The organism is Bradyrhizobium stylosanthis (genome assembly GCF_001641335.1).
Lineage (GTDB): Bacteria > Pseudomonadota > Alphaproteobacteria > Rhizobiales > Xanthobacteraceae > Bradyrhizobium > Bradyrhizobium stylosanthis.
In genome coordinates this window covers 1-19219 of sequence record NZ_LVEM01000002.1, presented here as the reverse complement: position 1 = coordinate 19219, position 19219 = coordinate 1, and the positions used below count along the sequence as shown (strand labels likewise).

The 19219-nt window shown below is 65.8% G+C and carries 20 protein-coding genes; 11 read left to right on the top strand and 9 right to left on the bottom strand.

Annotated elements, in window-relative coordinates; translation table 11 throughout:
* From leuB to A7X65_RS11945, 4 genes are read left to right on the top strand one after another with little or no spacing between them, the layout of a single operon-like run.
* A complete protein-coding gene (leuB, locus tag A7X65_RS11960) occupies positions 1 to 1140 on the top strand; it encodes a 3-isopropylmalate dehydrogenase (RefSeq protein ID WP_063684951.1) in 1140 nt (379 codons plus the stop codon).
* A complete protein-coding gene (locus A7X65_RS11955) occupies positions 1140 to 2189 on the top strand; it encodes an ABC transporter substrate-binding protein (protein WP_063684950.1) in 1050 nt (349 codons plus the stop codon). The genes leuB and A7X65_RS11955 overlap by 1 nt, the downstream gene beginning before the upstream one ends.
* Positions 2186 to 3019 (top strand): ABC transporter ATP-binding protein, encoded by an 834-nt coding sequence (locus tag A7X65_RS11950; protein WP_063684949.1) that lies wholly within the window; start codon positions 2186 to 2188, stop codon positions 3017 to 3019. The genes A7X65_RS11955 and A7X65_RS11950 overlap by 4 nt, the downstream gene beginning before the upstream one ends.
* Positions 3016 to 3891 carry an ABC transporter permease gene (locus A7X65_RS11945; RefSeq protein ID WP_063684948.1) on the top strand — a complete coding sequence of 292 codons (876 nt, stop codon included), beginning with the start codon at positions 3016 to 3018 and terminating at the stop codon, positions 3889 to 3891. Before A7X65_RS11950 ends, A7X65_RS11945 begins: the two co-directional genes overlap by 4 nt.
* A gap of 6 nt (positions 3892 to 3897) precedes the next feature.
* On the opposite strand, the gene A7X65_RS11940 is transcribed toward A7X65_RS11945, so the two are convergent.
* Positions 3898 to 4791, bottom strand: a complete 894-nt coding sequence (locus tag A7X65_RS11940; RefSeq protein WP_063684947.1) for a LysR family transcriptional regulator — start codon at positions 4789 to 4791, stop codon at positions 3898 to 3900.
* A gap of 108 nt (positions 4792 to 4899) precedes the next feature.
* Here A7X65_RS11940 and A7X65_RS11935 point away from each other — a divergent pair, with 108 nt between their 5' ends.
* Complete coding sequence (locus tag A7X65_RS11935; protein WP_245323487.1) at positions 4900 to 6540, top strand: FAD-dependent oxidoreductase; 1641 nt, start codon at positions 4900 to 4902, stop codon at positions 6538 to 6540.
* Between the two features lie 78 nt (positions 6541 to 6618).
* Positions 6619 to 7599 carry a Bug family tripartite tricarboxylate transporter substrate binding protein gene (locus A7X65_RS11930; protein ID WP_063684945.1) on the top strand — a complete coding sequence of 327 codons (981 nt, stop codon included), beginning with the start codon at positions 6619 to 6621 and terminating at the stop codon, positions 7597 to 7599.
* Between the two features lie 10 nt (positions 7600 to 7609).
* Here the strand turns inward: A7X65_RS11930 and A7X65_RS11925 are convergent, their stop codons facing one another.
* Positions 7610 to 8974, bottom strand: a complete 1365-nt coding sequence (locus tag A7X65_RS11925) for an aminotransferase-like domain-containing protein (protein WP_063687618.1) — start codon at positions 8972 to 8974, stop codon at positions 7610 to 7612.
* 156 nt (positions 8975 to 9130) lie between these two features.
* Between A7X65_RS11925 and A7X65_RS11920 the strand changes: the two genes are divergently transcribed.
* The gene (locus tag A7X65_RS11920; RefSeq protein WP_063684944.1) at positions 9131 to 9991 is read left to right on the top strand and encodes a DMT family transporter; all 861 of its coding nucleotides are present in this window, start codon (positions 9131 to 9133) and stop codon (positions 9989 to 9991) included.
* A 10-nt stretch (positions 9992 to 10001) separates the two neighbouring features.
* Here the strand turns inward: A7X65_RS11920 and A7X65_RS11915 are convergent, their stop codons facing one another.
* The 3 genes from A7X65_RS11915 to A7X65_RS11905 all read right to left on the bottom strand — a co-directional run bounded on the left by A7X65_RS11915 (position 10002) and on the right by A7X65_RS11905 (position 13445).
* Positions 10002 to 11216, bottom strand: a complete 1215-nt coding sequence (locus A7X65_RS11915; protein ID WP_063684943.1) for an EAL domain-containing response regulator — start codon at positions 11214 to 11216, stop codon at positions 10002 to 10004.
* A 283-nt stretch (positions 11217 to 11499) separates the two neighbouring features.
* Complete coding sequence (locus A7X65_RS11910; protein WP_063684942.1) at positions 11500 to 11925, bottom strand: hypothetical protein; 426 nt, start codon at positions 11923 to 11925, stop codon at positions 11500 to 11502.
* Between the two features lie 356 nt (positions 11926 to 12281).
* A complete protein-coding gene (locus tag A7X65_RS11905; RefSeq protein WP_063684941.1) occupies positions 12282 to 13445 on the bottom strand; it encodes a hypothetical protein in 1164 nt (387 codons plus the stop codon).
* 338 nt (positions 13446 to 13783) lie between these two features.
* Here A7X65_RS11905 and A7X65_RS11900 point away from each other — a divergent pair, with 338 nt between their 5' ends.
* Positions 13784 to 14407 (top strand): helix-turn-helix domain-containing protein, encoded by a 624-nt coding sequence (locus A7X65_RS11900; protein ID WP_063684940.1) that lies wholly within the window; start codon positions 13784 to 13786, stop codon positions 14405 to 14407.
* Positions 14408 to 14455: 48 nt separating this feature from the next.
* On the opposite strand, the gene A7X65_RS11895 is transcribed toward A7X65_RS11900, so the two are convergent.
* From A7X65_RS11895 to A7X65_RS11880, 4 genes are all read right to left on the bottom strand, one after another.
* Complete coding sequence (locus A7X65_RS11895) at positions 14456 to 14704, bottom strand: hypothetical protein (RefSeq protein WP_063684939.1); 249 nt, start codon at positions 14702 to 14704, stop codon at positions 14456 to 14458.
* Positions 14705 to 14800: 96 nt separating this feature from the next.
* Entirely contained in the window at positions 14801 to 15178 is a 378-nt protein-coding gene (locus A7X65_RS11890) for an Hpt domain-containing protein (RefSeq protein ID WP_063684938.1), read from the bottom strand.
* A gap of 149 nt (positions 15179 to 15327) precedes the next feature.
* The gene (locus A7X65_RS11885; protein ID WP_186467248.1) at positions 15328 to 16026 is read right to left on the bottom strand and encodes a Crp/Fnr family transcriptional regulator; all 699 of its coding nucleotides are present in this window, start codon (positions 16024 to 16026) and stop codon (positions 15328 to 15330) included.
* Between the two features lie 187 nt (positions 16027 to 16213).
* Positions 16214 to 16921 (bottom strand): Crp/Fnr family transcriptional regulator, encoded by a 708-nt coding sequence (locus A7X65_RS11880; RefSeq protein WP_063687616.1) that lies wholly within the window; start codon positions 16919 to 16921, stop codon positions 16214 to 16216.
* Between the two features lie 224 nt (positions 16922 to 17145).
* Between A7X65_RS11880 and A7X65_RS41640 the strand changes: the two genes are divergently transcribed.
* From A7X65_RS41640 to A7X65_RS11870, 3 genes are all read left to right on the top strand, one after another.
* On the top strand, positions 17146 to 17394 hold the full coding sequence (locus A7X65_RS41640) for a hypothetical protein (RefSeq protein WP_156527768.1): 249 nt from the start codon (positions 17146 to 17148) through the stop codon (positions 17392 to 17394).
* Between the two features lie 37 nt (positions 17395 to 17431).
* The gene (locus A7X65_RS11875; protein ID WP_167358267.1) at positions 17432 to 17851 is read left to right on the top strand and encodes a response regulator; all 420 of its coding nucleotides are present in this window, start codon (positions 17432 to 17434) and stop codon (positions 17849 to 17851) included.
* Between the two features lie 411 nt (positions 17852 to 18262).
* On the top strand, positions 18263 to 19219 hold a 957-nt coding region (locus tag A7X65_RS11870), incomplete at its 3' end, for an Hpt domain-containing protein (protein ID WP_208608607.1).

Below are 19219 nucleotides of genomic sequence, written 5' to 3'. Positions count from 1 at the left end.
ATGAACACGCTCTCGAACATGATCAAGGTCGCCGTGGTCGGCGGCGAAGGCATCGGCCCTGAGGTGACCGACCAGTCCCATCGCATCCTCAAATGGTTTTCGGCCCGGCGCGGCGTTCCCGTGGCGCTGCGCGAAGCGCAATACGGCCTCATCCCTTATCTCGCGACAGGAAAGGTGCTGCCTGAAGACACCGTCGAGGCGATGGAGGAGGCCGACGCGATCCTCTGGGGCGCGACCGGTGGCCCGGAGACGACGGAGGTGCCCGCCGCGGCGCGCAAGGCGGGAAGCCTCCTGTCGCTGCGCAGCAAGTACGACCTCTATGCCAATCTCCGGCCCATCGTCGCAAGTCCGGCGCTCGCGGACTCGGCGCCGCTCAAGGCGTCGGTGCTGAAGGACGTCGACTTCATCATCATCCGCGAGCTCACCAGCGGCATCTATTTCGGCGAGCCGCGCGGCATCGAAACGCTGCCGGACGGCCAGCGCCGCGGCTTCAACACCCAGCAATACACCACCAGCCAGATCCGCCGGGTGGCACGAACCGCGTTCGAGCTGGCGCGGACGCGCAAGGGCCGGGTCTGCTCCGTCGACAAGGCCAATGTGCTGGAAACCAGCGTGCTCTGGCGCGAGGAGGTCATTGCGCTGCATCAGGCGGAGTTCTCCGATGTCGAGCTGACACATCTCTATGTCGACAACGCCGCAATGCAGATCGTGCGGGCTCCCTCGCAATTCGACGTCATGGTGACCTGCAATATCTTCGGCGACATTCTCTCCGATTGCGCGGCAATGGCGTCGGGCTCGCTCGGCATGCTGCCGTCGGTCTCGCTTGGACCTCCGGATCGGCTCGGGCGCCGCAAGGCACTCTATGAGCCGGTCCATGGCAGCGCGCCTGACATTGCCGGCAAGGGCATCGCCAATCCGCTCGGCTCGATCCTCAGCGTCGCAATGATGTTGCGCATCACCCTCAATCGGCCTGATGATGCGGTGTTGCTGGAGAAGGCCGTGGATGCGGCCCTCGCTGGCGGCGCAAGAACGGCCGATATCGCCGAACCCGGCGCAAGAAAACTGTCGACCCAGGAAATGGGCGATGCGGTGCTGAACGCGCTCGATAAAGTGGCGGGCAAAGAGAGGGAGCACGCGTGATGAGGACTGGGATCACCAGACGGTCTGCGCTGACGATTGTCGCCGGCGCCGGTGCCACCATGGCGGCGGGACGAGCCTGGGCGGATAATCCGCCGGGCCGCGTGATCTATCCGGTGGCCATTCCGGTCTACCAGTCGCAGTTCGTCGCCGACCGTATCGGGTTCTTCAAGGACGCCGGCCTCGACTGCAAGCTGATCCAGGGCGGCAGCGGCGTGAAGACCCGCGAGATCATTGCCTCGTCGCAAGGCGATATCGGCATCGGCGACATCACCCACCCGATGCAGCTCAGCAACCACGGCCGTGCCGCGCGCGTCCTGATGCCGGTCGATACCCGCAGCAACGCGGCGATCTTCATCATCCGCAAGGATCTGTTCGACCAGGGCATCACCACGCTGGAAGCGCTGGCGAAGTGGAAGCGGCCTGATGGACGCAAGCCGATCGTTTCGGTGTCCTCGCTCGGCGGCACCAACCACGTCTGGGCCTCCTACTACATGGAAACCATGGGGCTCGACGACAAGGTGACCTGGATCGGCACCGGCAATGTCGACACCATGATGGGCACGCTGAAGACGAAGCAGGTCGACGTTCTCATCAACTCGCCGTCGATCCTGAAAGATTCGGTCGAGCAGGGCTGGGGCGCGCTGCTGTTTGACGGAACGGACGAGGCGGTCTGGGCGAAGTATATCGGCGGCAAGGTTCCCGTGACGTCGCATTTCTGCCTGCAGTCGAGCATCGACAAGGATCCGAAGAAGATGCAGGCGTTCGTCACGGCGCTGTGGCGCGCGACCCAGTGGATCAAGGGACACTCGCCGGAAGAGATCTATGACGCGATCGAACCCTATGTCGGGAGCACGTCGCGCGACGCGAATATTTTCGACTGCGGTGTCATGAAGAAGGTCACCGACTACGATTGCGTCATCGATGCGGCCAGCTTCGAACGCGGCCAGAAGGTCTGGTTTCGCGAGATGACCGGCATCAAGCCGCTTGCGATGGCCGAAATCGTCAACACCACCTTCATCGAAGCCGCACGCAAGGCCTATCCGGCTTGAGCGTGCAGGCCCTCCACGCGCCTGAGGTCGATGCGCCGCCCGACGCGCGGCGCATCGACGTGCGTGGATTGTGCAAGACGTTCCAGCTGGCGGGCACCGCGATCGAGGCGGTTCGCGATGTCTCCTTCAACGTCCGGCGTGGCGAGTTCGTCGCTCTTCTCGGGCCATCAGGCTCGGGCAAGAGCACTGTCCTCAACATGATCGCGACGCTGCTCAAGCCGACCAGCGGCCAGATCCTGATTGACGGTGTGCCCGTCATTCACGGACGGGCGACGCCGAATGTGGGCTACGTGTTCCAGCGCGACACGCTGTTCCCCTGGCGCACCGTTGCCGACAACATCGGCTACGGCCTCGAGCTCGCCGGCGTGCCGGTGGCGGAGCGGAAGGATCGCGTCAATGCCTGCCTGAAGCAGGCCGGGCTCGAGGGTTTCGGCAACGCCTATCCTTCGGCCTTGTCGGGCGGCATGCGCCAGCGCGCCGCCCTGATGCGAACGCTGGTCGTCGAGCCGCAGGTCCTGCTGATGGACGAGCCGTTCGGCGCACTCGACACCCACACCAAGATCGACATGCACGACGTGCTGCTGCGCATCTGGGAGCGCGAGCAGCAGACCGTGCTGTTCGTGACCCACGATCTCGGCGAGGCCCTGACGCTGGCGGACCGCATCATCCTGTTCTCCGCGCGGCCCGGCCGGATCAAGGAGAGCTTCGAGGTCGATTTTGCCCGCCCGCGCAACGCCGTGAAGATCCGGGAGACGCCGCGTTATGCCGAGCTGTTCCAGCTGATCTGGCACTCGCTCGGCGAGGAGTTCATCAAGGGCCGCAAGCCATGAGACGTGCGCGCCACGCCGGCAGGACCTTCGCCTGGCAGATGTTGATCTGCATCTGCTTCCTGGCGATCTGGCAATGGGGCTACGCCCTGCACGACCGTCTTCCCTGGCTCGTGCCCGATCTGCTCGATCCCTACTTCATCTCCAGGCCTTCGGACATTTTCGAGCATTTCCTGATCCTGAGCTGCCTCAAGTCCAAGCTCGGCGTGTTCAACGGCTGGTTCAACGGCGAGTTCGCCCGCTGTATGGCGCGATCCGAGAACAATCTCTGGATCGCGACAGCGGTCACGCTGAAGAACACGTTCTTCGGCTTCGTGACCGGTGTCAGCAGCGGCTTCGCCGCCGGCCTCGTGCTCGGCCGTTCCGACAAGCTGAGCGCGATTTTCCAGCCCTTCATCACCGCGGTGAATTCGATTCCCCGCATCGCGCTGGCGCCGATCATCGTGCTGGCCTTCGGCATCGGCGACACCTCGAAGGTGGTGACGTCGTGGATCGTGGTCGTCTTCCTGGTGTTCTTCAACACGTTCGAAGGTGCGCGTTCGATCGACGAGGGCTTCATCAACGCGGCGCGGCTGCTCGGCGCCAGCGAATGGCAGATCACCCGCACGGTGGTGATCCCCTCGACCATGGCCTGGGTGTTCGCCTCGCTGACGCCCGCGATCTCCTTTGCCCTGATCGGCGTGATCGTCGGCGAGTTCATCGGCGCGGAGCGCGGCATCGGGCGCCTGATCATCGAATCCGAGGCGCGCGCCGAAGCCTCGGGCATGATGGTCGCCGTCGTCGTGCTCATGCTGGTCGGCGTGGCGCTGTCCGCGCTGATCTGGCGGTTGCAGGCCTACCTGCTGCGCTGGCAGCAGCACAATCTCGCGGAGTAGTCCCGGTTACGGCCCCGCCAGCACCGTCCGTGCGGTCGCCACGAACGCCTGCGCGGCCGGCGACAGTGTCCGGCCCTGACGCTGCAGCAGCGACACCGGCCGCGTGATGGCAGGTCGCACCAGCGGTCTGGCGATCAGCGTCGGGAATTGATCCGCCGGCAGCATCGTCGCGGGCAGGATGGCGAAGCCGAGGCCTTGGGCGGTCATCGCGAGCGCGGTGTTGATCAGCGTCACCTCATAGGTCGGATCGAGGCGCTTGCCCTGGGCGCCCAGGGCCTGGTCGATCTGCATGCGGATCCGCGTCTCGCGCCGCATCGCGATCGTCGGCGACTGCGCCAGCTCGTCCCATGTCAGCGCGCGCCGCGCGGCGAAGTCCGCGGTGCGGCGACCGATCGCGCTGAGGCGGCCGCGGGTCAGCGTCTCGATCGTCATGTCGGCGAATTCGCCCTCCACGCTGCCGATCGCGAACTCGGCATCGGTCGCACCGAGGCGCGGAACGAGATCGTCGGCGGCGACATCCCGCATGTCGATCTCGATGTCGGGATGAGCCGCACGGAATTTCGCCAGCACCGACGGCATCAGCGCCGATGCGGCGCCGGCCGATGCCAGAAATACCACGCGTCCCGCGCGGGCCTGCGCGAGGTCGCGCATGCGGCGCGACAAGCCCAGCGCATCGCTCAGCATGCGTTCGGCGGCGTGGAACGCCTCGTCGGCGGCCAGCGTCGGCTGCACCGAACGCGTGGAGCGGTCGAACAGTTTTACGCCGAGCTGGCTCTCGAGCTGCTGGATCAGCAGGCTCGCGGCCGACTGCGTGATCCCGAGCTCGCGCGCGGCCCGCGTGATGCTGCGTGTCCGGTACACGCCGGTGAAGGCCCGCAATTGGCGCAAGGTGACATTCATAGCCAATACTCATGAATTGATGAGTTCTTTCTGGCTTATCTTATAAGCGAGCCTGCAATAAAATGCATGCTGCGGGTCAACGAATCCGCAGTGACAGAGGAAACGAGCATGAGGACGCAGGTGCTGGTCGTGGGTGCCGGGCCCGTAGGATTGACCGCGGCCATGGACCTTGCCTCGCGCGGGATCGACGTCGTCGTCGCGGAGATCCGCCATGCTGGCGATCCGCCCAGCGTCAAATGCAATCACGTCTCGGCGCGCTCGATGGAGATCTTTCGCCGGCTCGGCGTCGCCGCCAAGCTGCGCGACGCCGGGCTGCCCGCCGATTTTCCGAACGACTGCTCCTACCGGACCACGGCGACCGGCATCGAGCTCTGCCGCATCGACATTCCCTCGCGGGCACGCCGCTATAGCGCGACCGGCGGTCCCGACACCTGGTGGCCGACGCCCGAGCCGCCGCATCGGATCAACCAGATCTATCTCGAGCCGATCCTGTTCAGCCATGCCGCGGCGCAGCCGCGCATCAAGATCCTGGCGCGGACGGAGATCATCGAGATCGAGCAGCACGACGACCATGTCGTCGCGCTGGCGCGCGATCTCGACAGCGGCAGCGCGCTCCGCATCGAGGCGTCGTTCGTGATCGGGTGCGACGGCAGCCGTTCTCTCGTTCGCAAATGGATCGGCGCCAACCTCTCCGGCACACCGGTGATCCAGCGCGTGCAATCGACCTTCATCGAGGCCCCGCGGCTCCGGGAGTTGATGGGCGCGCACAAGCCGGCCTGGATGGTGCTCTCGCTCAATCCGCGGCGCTCGGGCACGACGGTCGCGATCGACGGCCGCGATCGCTGGCTGATCCACAACCATCTGAGGCCCGACGAGCCCGAGTTCGACTCGGTCGATCGCGATTGGTCCATCCGCGCCATTCTCGGCGTCGACGAGCGCTTCGAATACAAGGTCCTCAGCAAGGAGGACTGGGTGGGGCGCCGCCTCGTGGCCGATCGCTTCCGCGACCGCAGGGTCTTCATCTGCGGCGACGCCGCGCATCTGTGGATGCCCTATGCGGGCTACGGCATGAATGCGGGGATTGCCGACGCCGTCGACCTCTCCTGGCAATTGGCGGCGCATCTGAATGGCTGGGCGCCGGCCTCGATCCTCGATGCTTATGAGGCGGAGCGCCAGCCCATCACCGAGCAGGTGTCGCGCTTTGCGATGGAGCACGCGATGAAGCTGATGGCGCAGCGCGGCGGCGTGCCTGCGGAGATCGAGGACGCTACGCCGCGCGGACAGGCGGCACGTGCGACGCTGGCCAAAGCGGCCTACGAGCTCAACGTGCAGCAATATTGCTGCGCGGGATTGAACTTCGGCTATTATTACGATGCGTCGCCGATCATCGCCTATGACGGCGAGACCCCGCCGCCTTACGCGATGGGCAGCTTCACGCCGTCCACCGTGCCCGGCGCCCGCGCGCCGCATCTGTTCCTGCGCGACGGACGATCGCTCTATGATGCCTTCGGCGCCGGCTACACATTGTTGCGGTTCGACCCGGCGATCGACGTGACGCGGCTGCGATCGGCGGCGCAGGAGCGCGGCGTGCCGCTCGCGCTGGTCGACATCGCGCCGGACGAGGCCAATGGCGCCTATGCCGAAAAGCTGGTGCTGGCGCGGCCCGATCAGCACATCGCCTGGCGCGGGCAGGTCGTGCCCGACAATCCACTGAGCCTGCTGGCGCGCATCACCGGCGCGGCGGCGTAAGGCGATTTCGAGCAAGCGGCCCACGGCGCAGGCCACCGGCCGGACTTCAAGAACAAGAACGCACCGGGGAGGAAGAACGTGTTTCACGTTGCAAGGCGTCACATCCTGGCCGTGCTGACGGCCGCAGGCTTCGCGGCGCTGCCGCTGCAGGCGAGTCGTGCTGCCTATCCCGAGCAGTTGATCAAGGTCATCGTGACCTTCCCGCCCGGCGGCAGCGCCGACACTGTCATCCGCGCGCTCGAGCCGCTCGTCACCGCCGAGCTCAAGCAGAGCCTCGTGATCGAGAACCGCGCCGGCGCCGGCGGCAACATCGGCATGGCCGCGGTCGCGCAGGCCAAGCCCGACGGCTACACGCTCGGTGTTGCGCCCGCGGGCGCGCTGACGGTGAACCCGCACCTCAATTCATCGATGCCGTTCGAGCTGAAGGACCTCGCTCCGATCACGCTGCTCGCGGAAATTCCCTTCGTGCTGGTCGCGTCAGCGAATATCCCCGCGCATAGTACCGCGGAGACGGTCGCGCTCGCCAAGGCCAAGCCGGGTGCGCTGTCGATCGGACATGGCGGCAACTCAACGGCCATGCATCTGACCGCCGCGCTGTTCACGCAGAAAACGGGGATCGCGATGGAGCTGGTCCCCTATCGCGGGACTGCACCGGCCACGGTCGATGTTCTCGCGGGGCACGTCCCTTTCGCGGTGTTGGATATTCCGGCGTCGCGGCAATTGATCCTCGACGGCAAGCTCAACGCGATCGGCGTGTCTTCGGCGCGCCGCCTTCCGTCCCTGCCCGACGTGCCGACGCTCGCCGAGAGCGGCATCGCGGGGTTCGAATCCGTTGGCTGGTTCGGCCTCGTCGCGCCGGCCGGCACGCCTCCGGACATCGTCGGCAGATTGAACGATGCTTTCACGAAAGCCCTGAAGGACCCGTCGGTGGTCGAGAAGATCCGGACCCTCGGCGCAGAGCCGGCGCCGATGTCGCCGGAGCAGTTCGGCCGCTTCATTCAGAGCGAGAGCGCGAAATGGAGCAAGCTCATCAGCGAGGCCGGCATCAAGGCGAACTAAGCGAGGCCGATCATGTGCTGCCCGCCTTCAACGCCCGCCGCAGCACGTCCCACATCCGCGGTTCGCTCATATGCGCCACGTTGAACCGCATGAAATCCGAAGCCGTCTGCGCCACGCTGAACACGTTGCCCGGCGCCAGCACCACGTCCTCTTCGAGCGCGGCGCGCGCGACCGCTGTGGCGTCCTTCCCGCCTGCGAGGCGACACCAGAGGAAGAAGCCGCCGCGCGGCATCAGCCAGGGCTCGACGCCTAACGCTTGCAGCCTGCGTGCGACGTCGCGGCGTGTCCGCGTCAGCCTTTGCCGGAGCTCGTCCATGTGCTTGCGGTAGCCGCCGCCGGCCAGGATATTGGCGATGATGTCGGTCGCGGCCGGGCTCGGGCCGCCAAAGCTGGTTGCGACCTGGAGGTCGACGAGATGCTCGATCCAGTCGGCGCGAGCGGCGATGTAGCCGCAGCGCACCGAGGCCGACAGCGTCTTGGAGAAGCTGCCGATGCGGATCACCCGATTCAGGCCATCGAGCGCGGCAAGCCGCGGCGAGCGCTCCGGTTCGAAGTCGCCGAAGATGTCGTCTTCGATGATGGTGAGGTCGTGCGCGGCGGCCGCGGTCAGGAGCCGGTGCGCGGTCTGCAGTGTGAGCGTTGTGCCGGTCGGGTTGTGCAGCGCTGAATTGGTGATGTAGAGCCGCGGCCGCTCGCTGCCGAGGATCTCTTCGAAGCGCGCGACGTCCGGGCCGGACGCGGTATAGGGCACGCTGACGATTTTGGCCTGATGCGCCCGCAGCAGCGCGCGGAAATTGAAGTAGCAGGGGTCGTCGACCAGCACCGTGTCGCCGGGACGAAGCAGGAAGCGGCAGAGGAGGTCGGTGGCTTGCGTGCCCGAACCCGTCAGCATCAGCTGGTCGACCGATGCCTCGACCGCATCCTCCGCAAGGCGCGCCAGCAGCAGCCGGCGCAGCGCGAGGGCGCCGGACGTCGAGCCGTAATTGGTCAGGACGCTCGCATCGTTGCGGGCGAGCGCGCGCGCCGCGCGGCGCAGGGCGTCCTCCGGCATCCAGTCCGGCGGCAGCCAGCCGCAGCCGGGCTTGAGCACGCTCTCGTCGGCATCGAGCGATTGCCTGGAGACCCAGAACGGATCGACCGCGCGGTCGCGGCGCGGTTCGGCCTCGGTGAGCGCAAGCGGCGGCGTGACCGTCGGGGAGACGTAGAAGCCCGAGCCGCGACGCGCGCGGATCAGACCTTCGGCCGCGAGGCGATCATAGGCTTCCACCACCGTGGAGGGCGAAACGCCCATCGTCGCGGCGAGGCTGCGAATGGACGGCAACCGGTCGCCTGCACCGAGCGCGCGGCCGGCGATCTTGACGCGGATCGCGCCCATGACGTCGATGGTGCGCGTTCCGCCGCGACCTTTGACTTCGCCGTCCAAGTGTATGACCTTCCATACCCATACAGATTTGCCGGATTGTACTGGATTGTGACTGGTCCCGCCAGCGCGGAAAGCCGAGTGTCGCGTCTCAACGAGAATGGGACGGACATGCATTCTGCGGGCAGCGGCTGGGGCAACGGGCTCCTGGGCGTCATCATCTTCAGCGGCTCGCTGCCGGCGACGCGCGTCGCGGTCGGCGGCTTCTCTGCGCTGTTCCTGACCTCGGCGCGCGCGGTCATCGCCGCGCTGATCGGCGCCGCGGTGCTCTTCCTGATCCGTCAGGCGCGGCCGCAGCGGGGCGATCTCGCCTCGCTCGCCATCGTCTCTGTCGGTGTCGTGGTCGGCTTCCCGCTGCTGACCGCGCTCGCGCTCCAGCACATCACCTCCGCGCATTCGATCGTCTTCATCGGCCTGTTGCCGCTGTCGACGGCCGTCTTCGCCGTGCTGCGCGGCGGCGAGCGGCCGCGGCCGCTGTTCTGGCTGTTCGCTGTGCTCGGCAGCGCCACGGTGGCTGGCTTCGCGCTCTCCGGTGACGGCTCGGCCTCGCTCTCCGGCGATCTCCTGATGGTCGCGGCGATCGTGCTGTGCGGGCTCGGCTATGCCGAGGGCGCTGCGTTGTCGCGCCGCCTCGGCGGCTGGCAGGTGATCTCCTGGGCGCTGCTGCTCGCGCTGCCGCTGATGGTGCCGCTCGCGCTGCTGACCTGGCCCTCGTCGTGGAACGGCGTAGGCGCGCCCGCCTGGATCGGGCTCGCCTATGTCTCGGTCTTCAGCATGTTCGTCGGCTTCATCTTCTGGTACCGCGGGCTCGCCATCGGCGGCATCGCCCGCGTCGGCCAGTTGCAGCAGCTGCAGCCGTTCTTCGGCCTCGCGCTCGCCGGCTTCCTGCTGCACGAGCCGGTCGCCCGGAGCATGATCGCCGCGACCGCGCTCGTGGTCGTCTGCGTCTTCTTCGCGCGCAGGTATGCGTGAGGCTTGCGCCTCACGCCTGGTCCAGCACCGTCCGCGTCAGCGCGCTTCTTGCGAACTTCTTCAGCGGCATCGGCTTGCCGAACAGGAAGCCCTGCACGAGATCGAAGCCGAGCTCGTTGGCGGCGACGAGATCGGCGCGGCTCTCGACGCCTTCGGCGATGGCACCGACGCCGTAGCCTTGTGCGAGCTCGACGATGTGGCGGCACACCGTGCGCTTCAGCCGGTCGTCGCCGCTGCCGGTGACGAAGTGCCGGTCGGCCTTGAGCTTGATGAAGGGGATCTTGCCGAGATCCATCAGCTCCGGCCAGTTGGCGCCGAGATTGTCGATCGACAGGCCGATATTGTGCAGACGCACCTCGCGCGCGACCTCGGCGAGGTGATCGAGATCGCGGATCGCCTCCTCGCTGTCGATCTCGATCGTCAGCCCGCCGAAGGCCGGATGCGTCGGCACGCGGCGGCAGAGATCGTGCACGGCGTGCGGCTCCTTCAGATAGGACGCCGGCAGGTTGATCGAGAGATCGACCGGGCTCTGGTGCTCGAGCAGATAGTGCCAGTCCTGCACGGCGCGCTCGATCACGAACTCCGAGAGGTCGCGCAAGTGCGGATCGTGCGCTTCGGGAATGAAATAGGCCGGCGGCACCACGCCCCAGGTCGGATGCCGCATCCGCACCAAGGCTTCGGCGCCGCTGCGGATCAACGTCCGCGCGTCGATCTTGGGCTGGTACCAGAGCTCGAGCCAGCCGGCATGCAGGGCTTCGCCGACATGGACGGCGGGGCTCGGCGCCGGCTCTTCCGGCAGCAGCATCGTGACGCGCTCGCGCAGCGTCTCCGCGGCGAAGGGCGTCGTCAGCGGCGGCAGCATCGCAAGGCCATATTCCTCGCCGACCTGCTGCACGGCCCTGACGATGATCGACTCGCGCGCGCCGACGGCCAGAACCTTGCCGTCGAAGGCCTCGCGCACCAGCGTCTCCAGAAACTTCCCGGGCTCGATGCCGTCGGCGGAGATGCCGAGCAGGATCAGGTCCGGCAAATCGCTCGTCAGCACCGTTTGAAGCTCGTCCGCGCTGGCGCATTCGCTGGTGACGAAGCCAAGATCTTCCAGCACTTCAGCCAGGAAAGCGCGCAGGTGGCGCTTGCCGTCAGCGACGCACGCGCGCGGCGTCACCTTTCGCCGTCCGAAGGTTTTGGGCCTTCGCGCGGCGAGTTCAACAATTTCGTCGTTCATCGCAAACCACTCCCGTTCCGCGACAGGTGTTAGCGACGGGAGCAGTTTCAAATAAGGAAGGCTTCAGCCGATTGTTGAATTATCTGGGTAACGTTAAAGCGCGCACCACGTCTAAAATTGTTCGGATCTCTTTGCGGAAGTTTTCACGTCTGTGGCGGGTGACGGTTGCGTGACACCGCCAGCGCCGAAGATTCGCGAGCATCACGGCCGACGCAAGCGCGCGGCCGGTGTCCTGCATCAGGACGCAGACGTTCGCGTTTCGCCCAATTGAATAATGGACGCCTCAATTGCTCGTGGCCTTGTCGTGTTGAGCCATGCCGACCGCCTTGTAGTCGTAGGTCGGATAGAATTCGGTGCGGTAGGGTCCCCACGCGGTGTCCTCGATGATGCGATTGACTTCGCGCAGCCGCGAGGCCGGCAGGCGCAGCGTGATCACCTGACCGATGCCCATCATGACGTACCAGCTCACGACCTCGACGCCGGGCGGCGGGAAGGATTTGTAGTAGCCCTGCTTCTCGAGCTGCGCATTCAGTTCGTTCAGCGGCCGCGATTGGTCGTGCTTGAGGAAGACGGTGAGCAGCACGGCATTGTCGGCGGTCGGAGCCGCGCTCCCCTGCGGCGGCGAGGTCTGCGCCATCGTCGTCGACGTGAGCGCCAGCGCGCCCGCCAGCAGTGCCGCCATCGTCATTGTCCGTCGGGTCGATCTCATCGCGGTTTCCTTCCCATGCGCGTGCGATGGGCCGGAGGATAGACGCGGCGCCTGCGGGCGCAGAACTCATATTCGCGCGATGCGCGCATGTTCCGCTGCCGCTCGTGATGGTTCTGCGACAATGCGCGCGGCCGCGACGGCGAAAGTGTGAAACGCATCACATGTGCATTGCCGCAACTGGGCTATTGCTCCGCCATAGCCGGGTGGTGGGCTGTCGAGGATTACAGCTATGTCGATGCGGCGAGTGATGTATTGGTGGTTCAGATTCGTGGTGTCAGGGCGATTCATGGATCGCTTCCTGTGCCTGCCGCGCTAGCCGCGCTGCTCAAGGCGGCCGCTCGCGGCCGAACCCCGATCTAGGTCTGTCCGATCAATTTGCGAAACGCTGCCGCGCCGTCCTGCACGGCGTCACGGCCCTTCCACGCGAGGTAGGAGAGCTTGCCGCCGAGCGTGTCGTGGCTGCGCAGCCGGCGCGAGCCGAGGATGTGGCCGACATTGGACGGGAAGCGGCTCACCTCGGCGGAGACCAGTGCCGCGATCGCGTCCATCAATTGCTGCAGGCGGATGCCCCACTCGGTGGCCTCGATGCCGTCGATGCGGACCTTGAGCGCATATTCGGTGTCGTAGATCTCGCTGAGCAGGTCGCGGGCGACCAGCACGCGATTGTTCCGGAGCGCGATCCTAAGTGCGAGGCGCTTGTCGTCGAGCCGGTCGAGCACCATGGGAACGACGCAGGCATAGGGCGTGGCGGCGACGTCGGCGGCGGCCTTGCTCGCGGCGGCCTTGGTGGCGAGGCGCACCAATTCCCAGGACGTCTTCAGCCGCCGCGCCACCAGCGCCAGCGCGAAGGGCAGCGCCTCGGGATGGGCCTTCTTGAAGGCGTCGAGTTGTGCGGTGATCTGGGCGACCTTGCCGTCGTCGAATTTCGCGATCTTCTCGGGCAGCTTTTCGTTGAACTTCGGCAGCGCATCGCCGGCGCGCAGCACGTGCTGCATCTTCATCACGTCGTCGAAGGCGGTGCGCGAAGCCGTATATTGCGCGAGCTTGCCGCGGGCGAACTCGGTGCTCTCCGCCGAGCTAAGGGTGTTCTCGAGGACCTTGATGACCTTGGTCTGGAAGACGGACGCGATCTTCTGCACTTCCTTCGGGTTGTTGGCGGTCACCTGGTCGTTGATCGCCTTGACGTAGTCGCGCGCCATGGTCGGCAGCAGGTCGCGGCAGATCCACTCCCAGATCGGCGTGAGCGTGTTGCGCGAGATCCGCCCTGCATTGGCATGCTCTGGCGCGCCGTCGATCAGCAGCAGCTCGAGCGGTGCGAAGAAATAGCGGGACGGGCTGGTGGCGCGCGCCTGGGTCGATCCGTCCTTGCGAAACTCGGCGCGCAGGCGCGACTGGATCTCGGTCGAGCCGGGCATGTCGATGCCGCACAGCTCGAGCCGCTCGAGTTCGCTGAGCAGGCAGCTGCGCGACAGCGGCGTCAGCCTCTGCAAGAATTCCGACAGCCGGTCGATCTCGTTCATGGCACGCAATCTTCCGCAACGATTCCAGCTGGCCTACCGGCCCAATGCGTGGAGGCATTTGCGCGCTCTCAATCGTGTCCTAGAGAAGCAAGTCGCCGTTAATTAATCCGTAAAATCCGGGGGTGGCGGACGCCGGGCGGAAGGGCGGATTAAGGAAATCGGGCCCGTCTGCCCGGAATCGGGGCGAAATCCTCAACCCTTGCATGGTCACCGCAAGCTTCGCGCAAGCATAAATTGTGCCGATGTCGATGTTTTAGCGCAAAACCGCCAAAATCACCGTAGTCTTACGGAGCAAAAAGTTAACCACAGACCCGCCCCGGTTCCGCTAAACAGGTCACATGGGGTCACAGAATGATACGGCCGCCGATTCGCGGCCGTCGGAATGGTACGAAACCGGCACTGCTCCAACCGAAGAGCTTGATTTCGTCCGTCTGAACGCCGCCCGGGCCAAAGCGGCCGACGAAATGGCGGCCGCCATCGCCCGCGAGCTCAACGGTCCCCTCACCGCGCTCCTGCTCTACATGGGCGAGATCAAGCATCACAGCGATCAGCTCGCCCCTGTCGCGGGCGACCGCGTCTACCTGCAGCGCGTGGTGGAGAATGCGCTGGCGCAGACCGAGCGCGTTTGCGGCCTGGTCAAGCAGCTCGCCGGTCCCCACAAGGGCGGCTCGGCGCTTCCGCCCCGGATCGAAGACGCCGAAGCGAGCGTCGCGCGCGTGCAGCAAGTCCAGCGCGTGCCGAGCGCCGAACTCCTCGGCCTGTCGGGCCAGAAGCGGCTCACCAAGCGCGAACGCGAGGTGCTGCGTCTGATCAGCGAGGGTTATTCGAACAAGCAGGGTGCGCTGCGGATGCAGATCAGCCCGCGCACCTTCGAGAGCCATCGCGCCGAGGCGATGCGCAAGCTCGGTGCCCGCAACACCGCGGATCTCGTCCGCGCGGCGCTGCTGCATTCGATCGATTGAGGCGTCGTCTTGTGCCGCCGATGGCGGCGTGGACCGGAAGAATCCCGCTCAGAAATAATCTTCAGCGAAGGGGCGCAGGCGCGGGGAGGGCCGCAGCGGCTTGAGCTCTTCCTTCGGGGCGTTCGGGATGATCGTGATGGTCCAGCGGGGAGGGGTGCTCGATTCCTGCTCCAGCACCGAGCGCACGAAGCCAGTCACCGTGGACTCGCCGGATTTCACGGTCGCCATGCGGCCGTTGAACTGGGCGATGCGGAAGCGACGGACTTCTTTCTGGTCCGCAGTCTCGTAGGTGAACATGGAAACCCTCCTGGTTTCCCGCGACTATCGCCACCTATCATTAGCCATCTCTAAAAATCACAAACCGTAGAAGTACGGCGGGTTTAGCGCGGTCCGCTAGCCCTTCGGCTCCTGCGCGCGGGCGGCGTCGTAGGCGGCGTCCATCTGCTCGAGGAGATCGCGGAATTCGGCGTCGCCGAGCGACGCTGCGGACTTCTCCAGCCGCAGCGCCAGGCCTGCGAGCCTGACATAGCCGAACGTCCCGGCCGCGCTTTTCAGCGAATGGGCCTCGCGCGCGATCCTGGCGTGCTGCAGCGCCAGCGGCAGCGAGCGGAACAGTTGCAGGCGGGCGCTGGTCTCGCTCCAGAACACGGCGCGCACCTCGCCGGCGCCGTCCTCGCCGATCTCGCGCACCAGTGCCGCGTAGGCGCCCGGCTCGCGCGCCGGCTCGAAATCGAAGGCTCCCTGCGCGGGCGTGACGGTCGCTTCAAACATGGGTCTGCCTGTCCTGGTCACGGGTCGTTGGTCGCGCGGCGCTCACGGCGCGGCTCGGCCCATCTCTACGGCATTCGAATTTCCGTTCCGGTAGCAGGACGATGCGGGTTTGCAGGCCTGGATTAGCCGCAGGTTTACCAAGCGACCGGTCAGCGCTGGCTGACCAGCCGGTCGTACTGCGCCTTCACGGTCCCATAGCATTCGCACGCCGTCTGGCGCAGGCCATCCAGGTTCAGGATCTGGATGTGGCCACGGCTGTAGTGGATGAAATTGGCGTGTTGCAAGGTATTGGCGACCAGCGACACGCTGTTGCGCCGCGCGCCGATCATCTGCGCCATCGCCTCCTGGGTCAGCAGCAGCCGGTAGTCGCCCGACAGGTCATGGGTGTGCAGCAGGCAGCGCGACAGCCGCGATTCCACGGGATGCGCGGCGTTGCAGCCTGCGGTCTGCTGGACCTGCGCGTAGACCGCGAGCCCATGGCGCGTGAGCTGTGTCCGCAGGGTGGGGCTCTGGTCGGCCGCGATACGCAGCCGGTCGAGGTCCATCATGGACGCGACGCCGGGAACCAGCACGATCGCCGTATTCAGCGCGAACGCGTCGCCCATGGTCGAGAGCGTCCCGAGCAGGCTGTCGCGGCCGATCATGGCGACCTGCACATGCTCGCCCTTGGCGAGCTTCACCACCAGCGAGATGACGCCGCGGTGGGGAAAGTAAGCGCGCTTGAGCGTCTCGCCCGTTTCGACCAGCACGGCCTCATGCGGCAGTTCGACCGTACGCAGGTAGGGCCGGAGTAGCTCATAGTCATCCGCCGCCAGCGCGGACAGGAAACCGTTGGATGGGCGCACCATCGTTTCCAAAATTACCTCCCGTCTCCTGACTCAGGACGTCGCGGCACGCGACATCGATTCCGGCACGGGCAAATTCCATCATGTTCACGCCGGGATATATTGGCAATTGGGACAGGTCCGGCTGCGGCGGTCGTTCCCCGGGCTGTGTTCACCGCGGCATGCAGGCGGTTGCACCCGGCAGCCGTCGCTACGGGGGTCCAAGCAGGCGCGAATGCGAGGCCTTCACCGCCGAATAGCAGTCGCACGAGGTTGCCTTCAGCGCGGGCAGATCGATGATTTCGATCTGCCCGCGGCTGTAGCGAATGATGCCCGCCCGCTGCAGCGCATGCGCAACGAGCGAGATGGCGTTCCGCCGCACGCCGATCATCTGTGCCAGCGTTTCCTGCGTCAGCGGCAGGTTGGCGTTGTCGGACAGGTCGCGGGCTCGCAGCAGCCAGCGCGCCAGTCGCGCCTCGACCGGGTGCATCGTATTGCAGAGCAACGATTGCTGCGCATGCGCAAGCAGGACCTGCTCATGACGCATGATCAGGCCTCGAAACGAAAGACTTGTGGCGGCTATCGTCCGGAACGCTGCGATTTCCAGCGTAGATGCAGTGCCGGGGAAGAGCACGATCGCGTCCGCCGGTGCAATGCCGTCGGCAAGCGCCGCGCCGCCGCCGACCACGCTGTCGCGCCCCAGCATCGCGACCTCGATCGTCTGTCCGTCGGACAAGCTCACAGTGATCGAAACGGAACCGCCATGCGGGAAGTAGACATGTCTCAGCGCGGAACCGGCCTCGCCCAAGACAGATTGCCTGACCATTTCGACCGTCGCCAGATGCGGGCGCAGCAGATCGAAATCCGCAGCATCGAGCATTTGCAGCAACTGATTGGACGGGCGGCCGCTCGTGGTCATGCAGGATGATTCCCATGCGTTCGAGCCAGGATCGGCGCCGCGCCCCTCCATCATTCAGTCGCGCAGCCACAAAAGACTATTGTAGAGGTTGTGGTGCTGTCCATATACCCGTTGCAGGGCAGACAGGCCGAGGCATTTGCGGCGGAAATAAGAATCGCGTGCTGATTCGCGCGCGACCGGCGCCAACCACGTGTCGGTCGGGAAGAACCGGCAAGGGGGCCTTGATGAGCCGGAAGCTTTCGGTGGGCGGCAGGCATTGCTTTTCCAATGCCATCGGGCGGCGCTCGATCCGCGCCGCCTCCCTTGCCCGCCACCTTTCATCCACCATCCGCGACTGCTTCGCGCCTTTCCGCGACGCCGCCACATATTTCGCAGTCGTCGCCATTTTTCCGGCTACGCCACCGGCGTCCGCAATCGTCAATATTTCGATCCAGATCAGAGGAGAACGGCGTGTCCCACGGTTCATTTTTTGAATCGCCGAAACGGGAAACTCAAACGGGGACAGAAGGTCTGCGCCACATTCTTGTTGTCGACGACGACCCGATGGTGTGCATGGCCATCGAGATCTATCTCCAGCGCAACGATTTTCGTGTGACGATCGCCGATGGCGGCGAAAGGGGACTGCGCGCTCTCGAACACGAGCAGTTCGATCTGATGATCATCGACATCTTCATGCCGCACATGCGCGGCTTCGAATCGATCAGGATCTTCCACGAGCACGCGCCCACCATTCCGCTGATCGCGATGTCCGGCTACGCATTCGCGGATCTGAACTCACCCGCGCCCGACTTCCTCCGGATGGCGCTGGAGCTCGGCGCGGCACGCTGTCTGCGCAAGCCGTTCACGCCGGATGCGCTGCTCGCCGCCATCAACGCCTGCCTCGCGGAGCACCGTCCCGACAATGTCGCCGCGGCCGCGCGCCTCGGTTAGCGCGGCACCGGCTGCATCGGCGGCGGGGTAAGCGTTCGTTTACCACGACTGCAGGCCTGGCCGATCGTGGCAGGGCACGACGCGATGATCGCGCGAGCGCTGCCGACCGCGGCCGGTCTCGCCCAAGCCGCGCCTATCGTCCTTCACGGGCAGAACTTTTTCGCGCGTGCCGGGCCGCCCTTAGCGGGATGTTTACCGAACGTTTCCGTTTGTCACGGCGCGGCTCCGGTCTCGCCGAAAAGCGCTGGCGTACGCGGGCAAAGCGCAAACTTCTCTTCAATATCCGTATTAGCACGGAGGATGAAATTAACGGGACCGTGAAAGGGGTTGTCTAACGATCCAGAGAGGAGACTTCCGCCGAATTCCAGGCGCGGCCCAGGCGTCGAAGTCCAGCTCAGTAAGGCGTATCCGATGGATGATCTGTTGCGGGAGTTTTTGACGGAGACCAGCGAGAGCCTGGACACCGTCGACAATCAGCTGGTGAAGTTCGAGCAGGAGCCGAACAACGCCAAGATTCTGGATAACATCTTCCGCCTCGTCCACACCATCAAGGGTACCTGCGGCTTCCTCGGCCTGCCCAGGCTCGAAGCGCTGGCGCATGCCGGCGAGACGCTGATGGGCAAATTCCGCGACGGCATGCCGGTGACCGGCCAGGCCGTGACGGTGATCCTGTCCTCGATCGACCGCATCAAGGAGATCCTCGCAGGCCTCGAGGCCACCGAAGCCGAGCCCGAGGGCAACGACCGCGACCTCATCGACAAGCTCGAAGCGATGGTCGAGCAGGGCATGGCCGCGATGGCGGCCGGCGCCGCTGCTACCGTTGCTGCTGCTCCCGTTGCCGAAGCGCCGCCGCTGGTGCCGGAAGCGCCCGCTGCCGCGCCCGCCAAGGAGATGACCTCGGGCTCGCTGGTCGACCAGACCCTGGAGCGCCCCTTGCGTCCCGGCGAAGTCTCGCTCGACGAGCTCGAGCGCGCCTTCCGCGAGACCGCGATCGAAGCCCCGGCGCCTGCGCCTGTTGCCAAGGCCGAGCCCGCGCCGGCCCCGGCTGCTGAAGCTCCGGCTCCGGCCGCGAAGGAAGCCAAGGCGCCCAAGGAAAAGGCCGCGCCGAAGAAGTCGATGGCCGACGAGACCGCCGGCGAGGGCGACCGCATCGCCAACCAGTCGATCCGCGTCAACGTGGATACGCTGGAGCACCTGATGACCATGGTCTCCGAGCTGGTGCTGACCCGCAACCAGCTGCTGGAGATCAGCAGGCGCAACGAGGACACCGAGTTCAAGGTGCCGCTGCAGCGCCTCTCCAACGTCACCGCCGAGCTGCAGGAAGGCGTCATGAAGACGCGCATGCAGCCGATCGGCAATGCCTGGCAG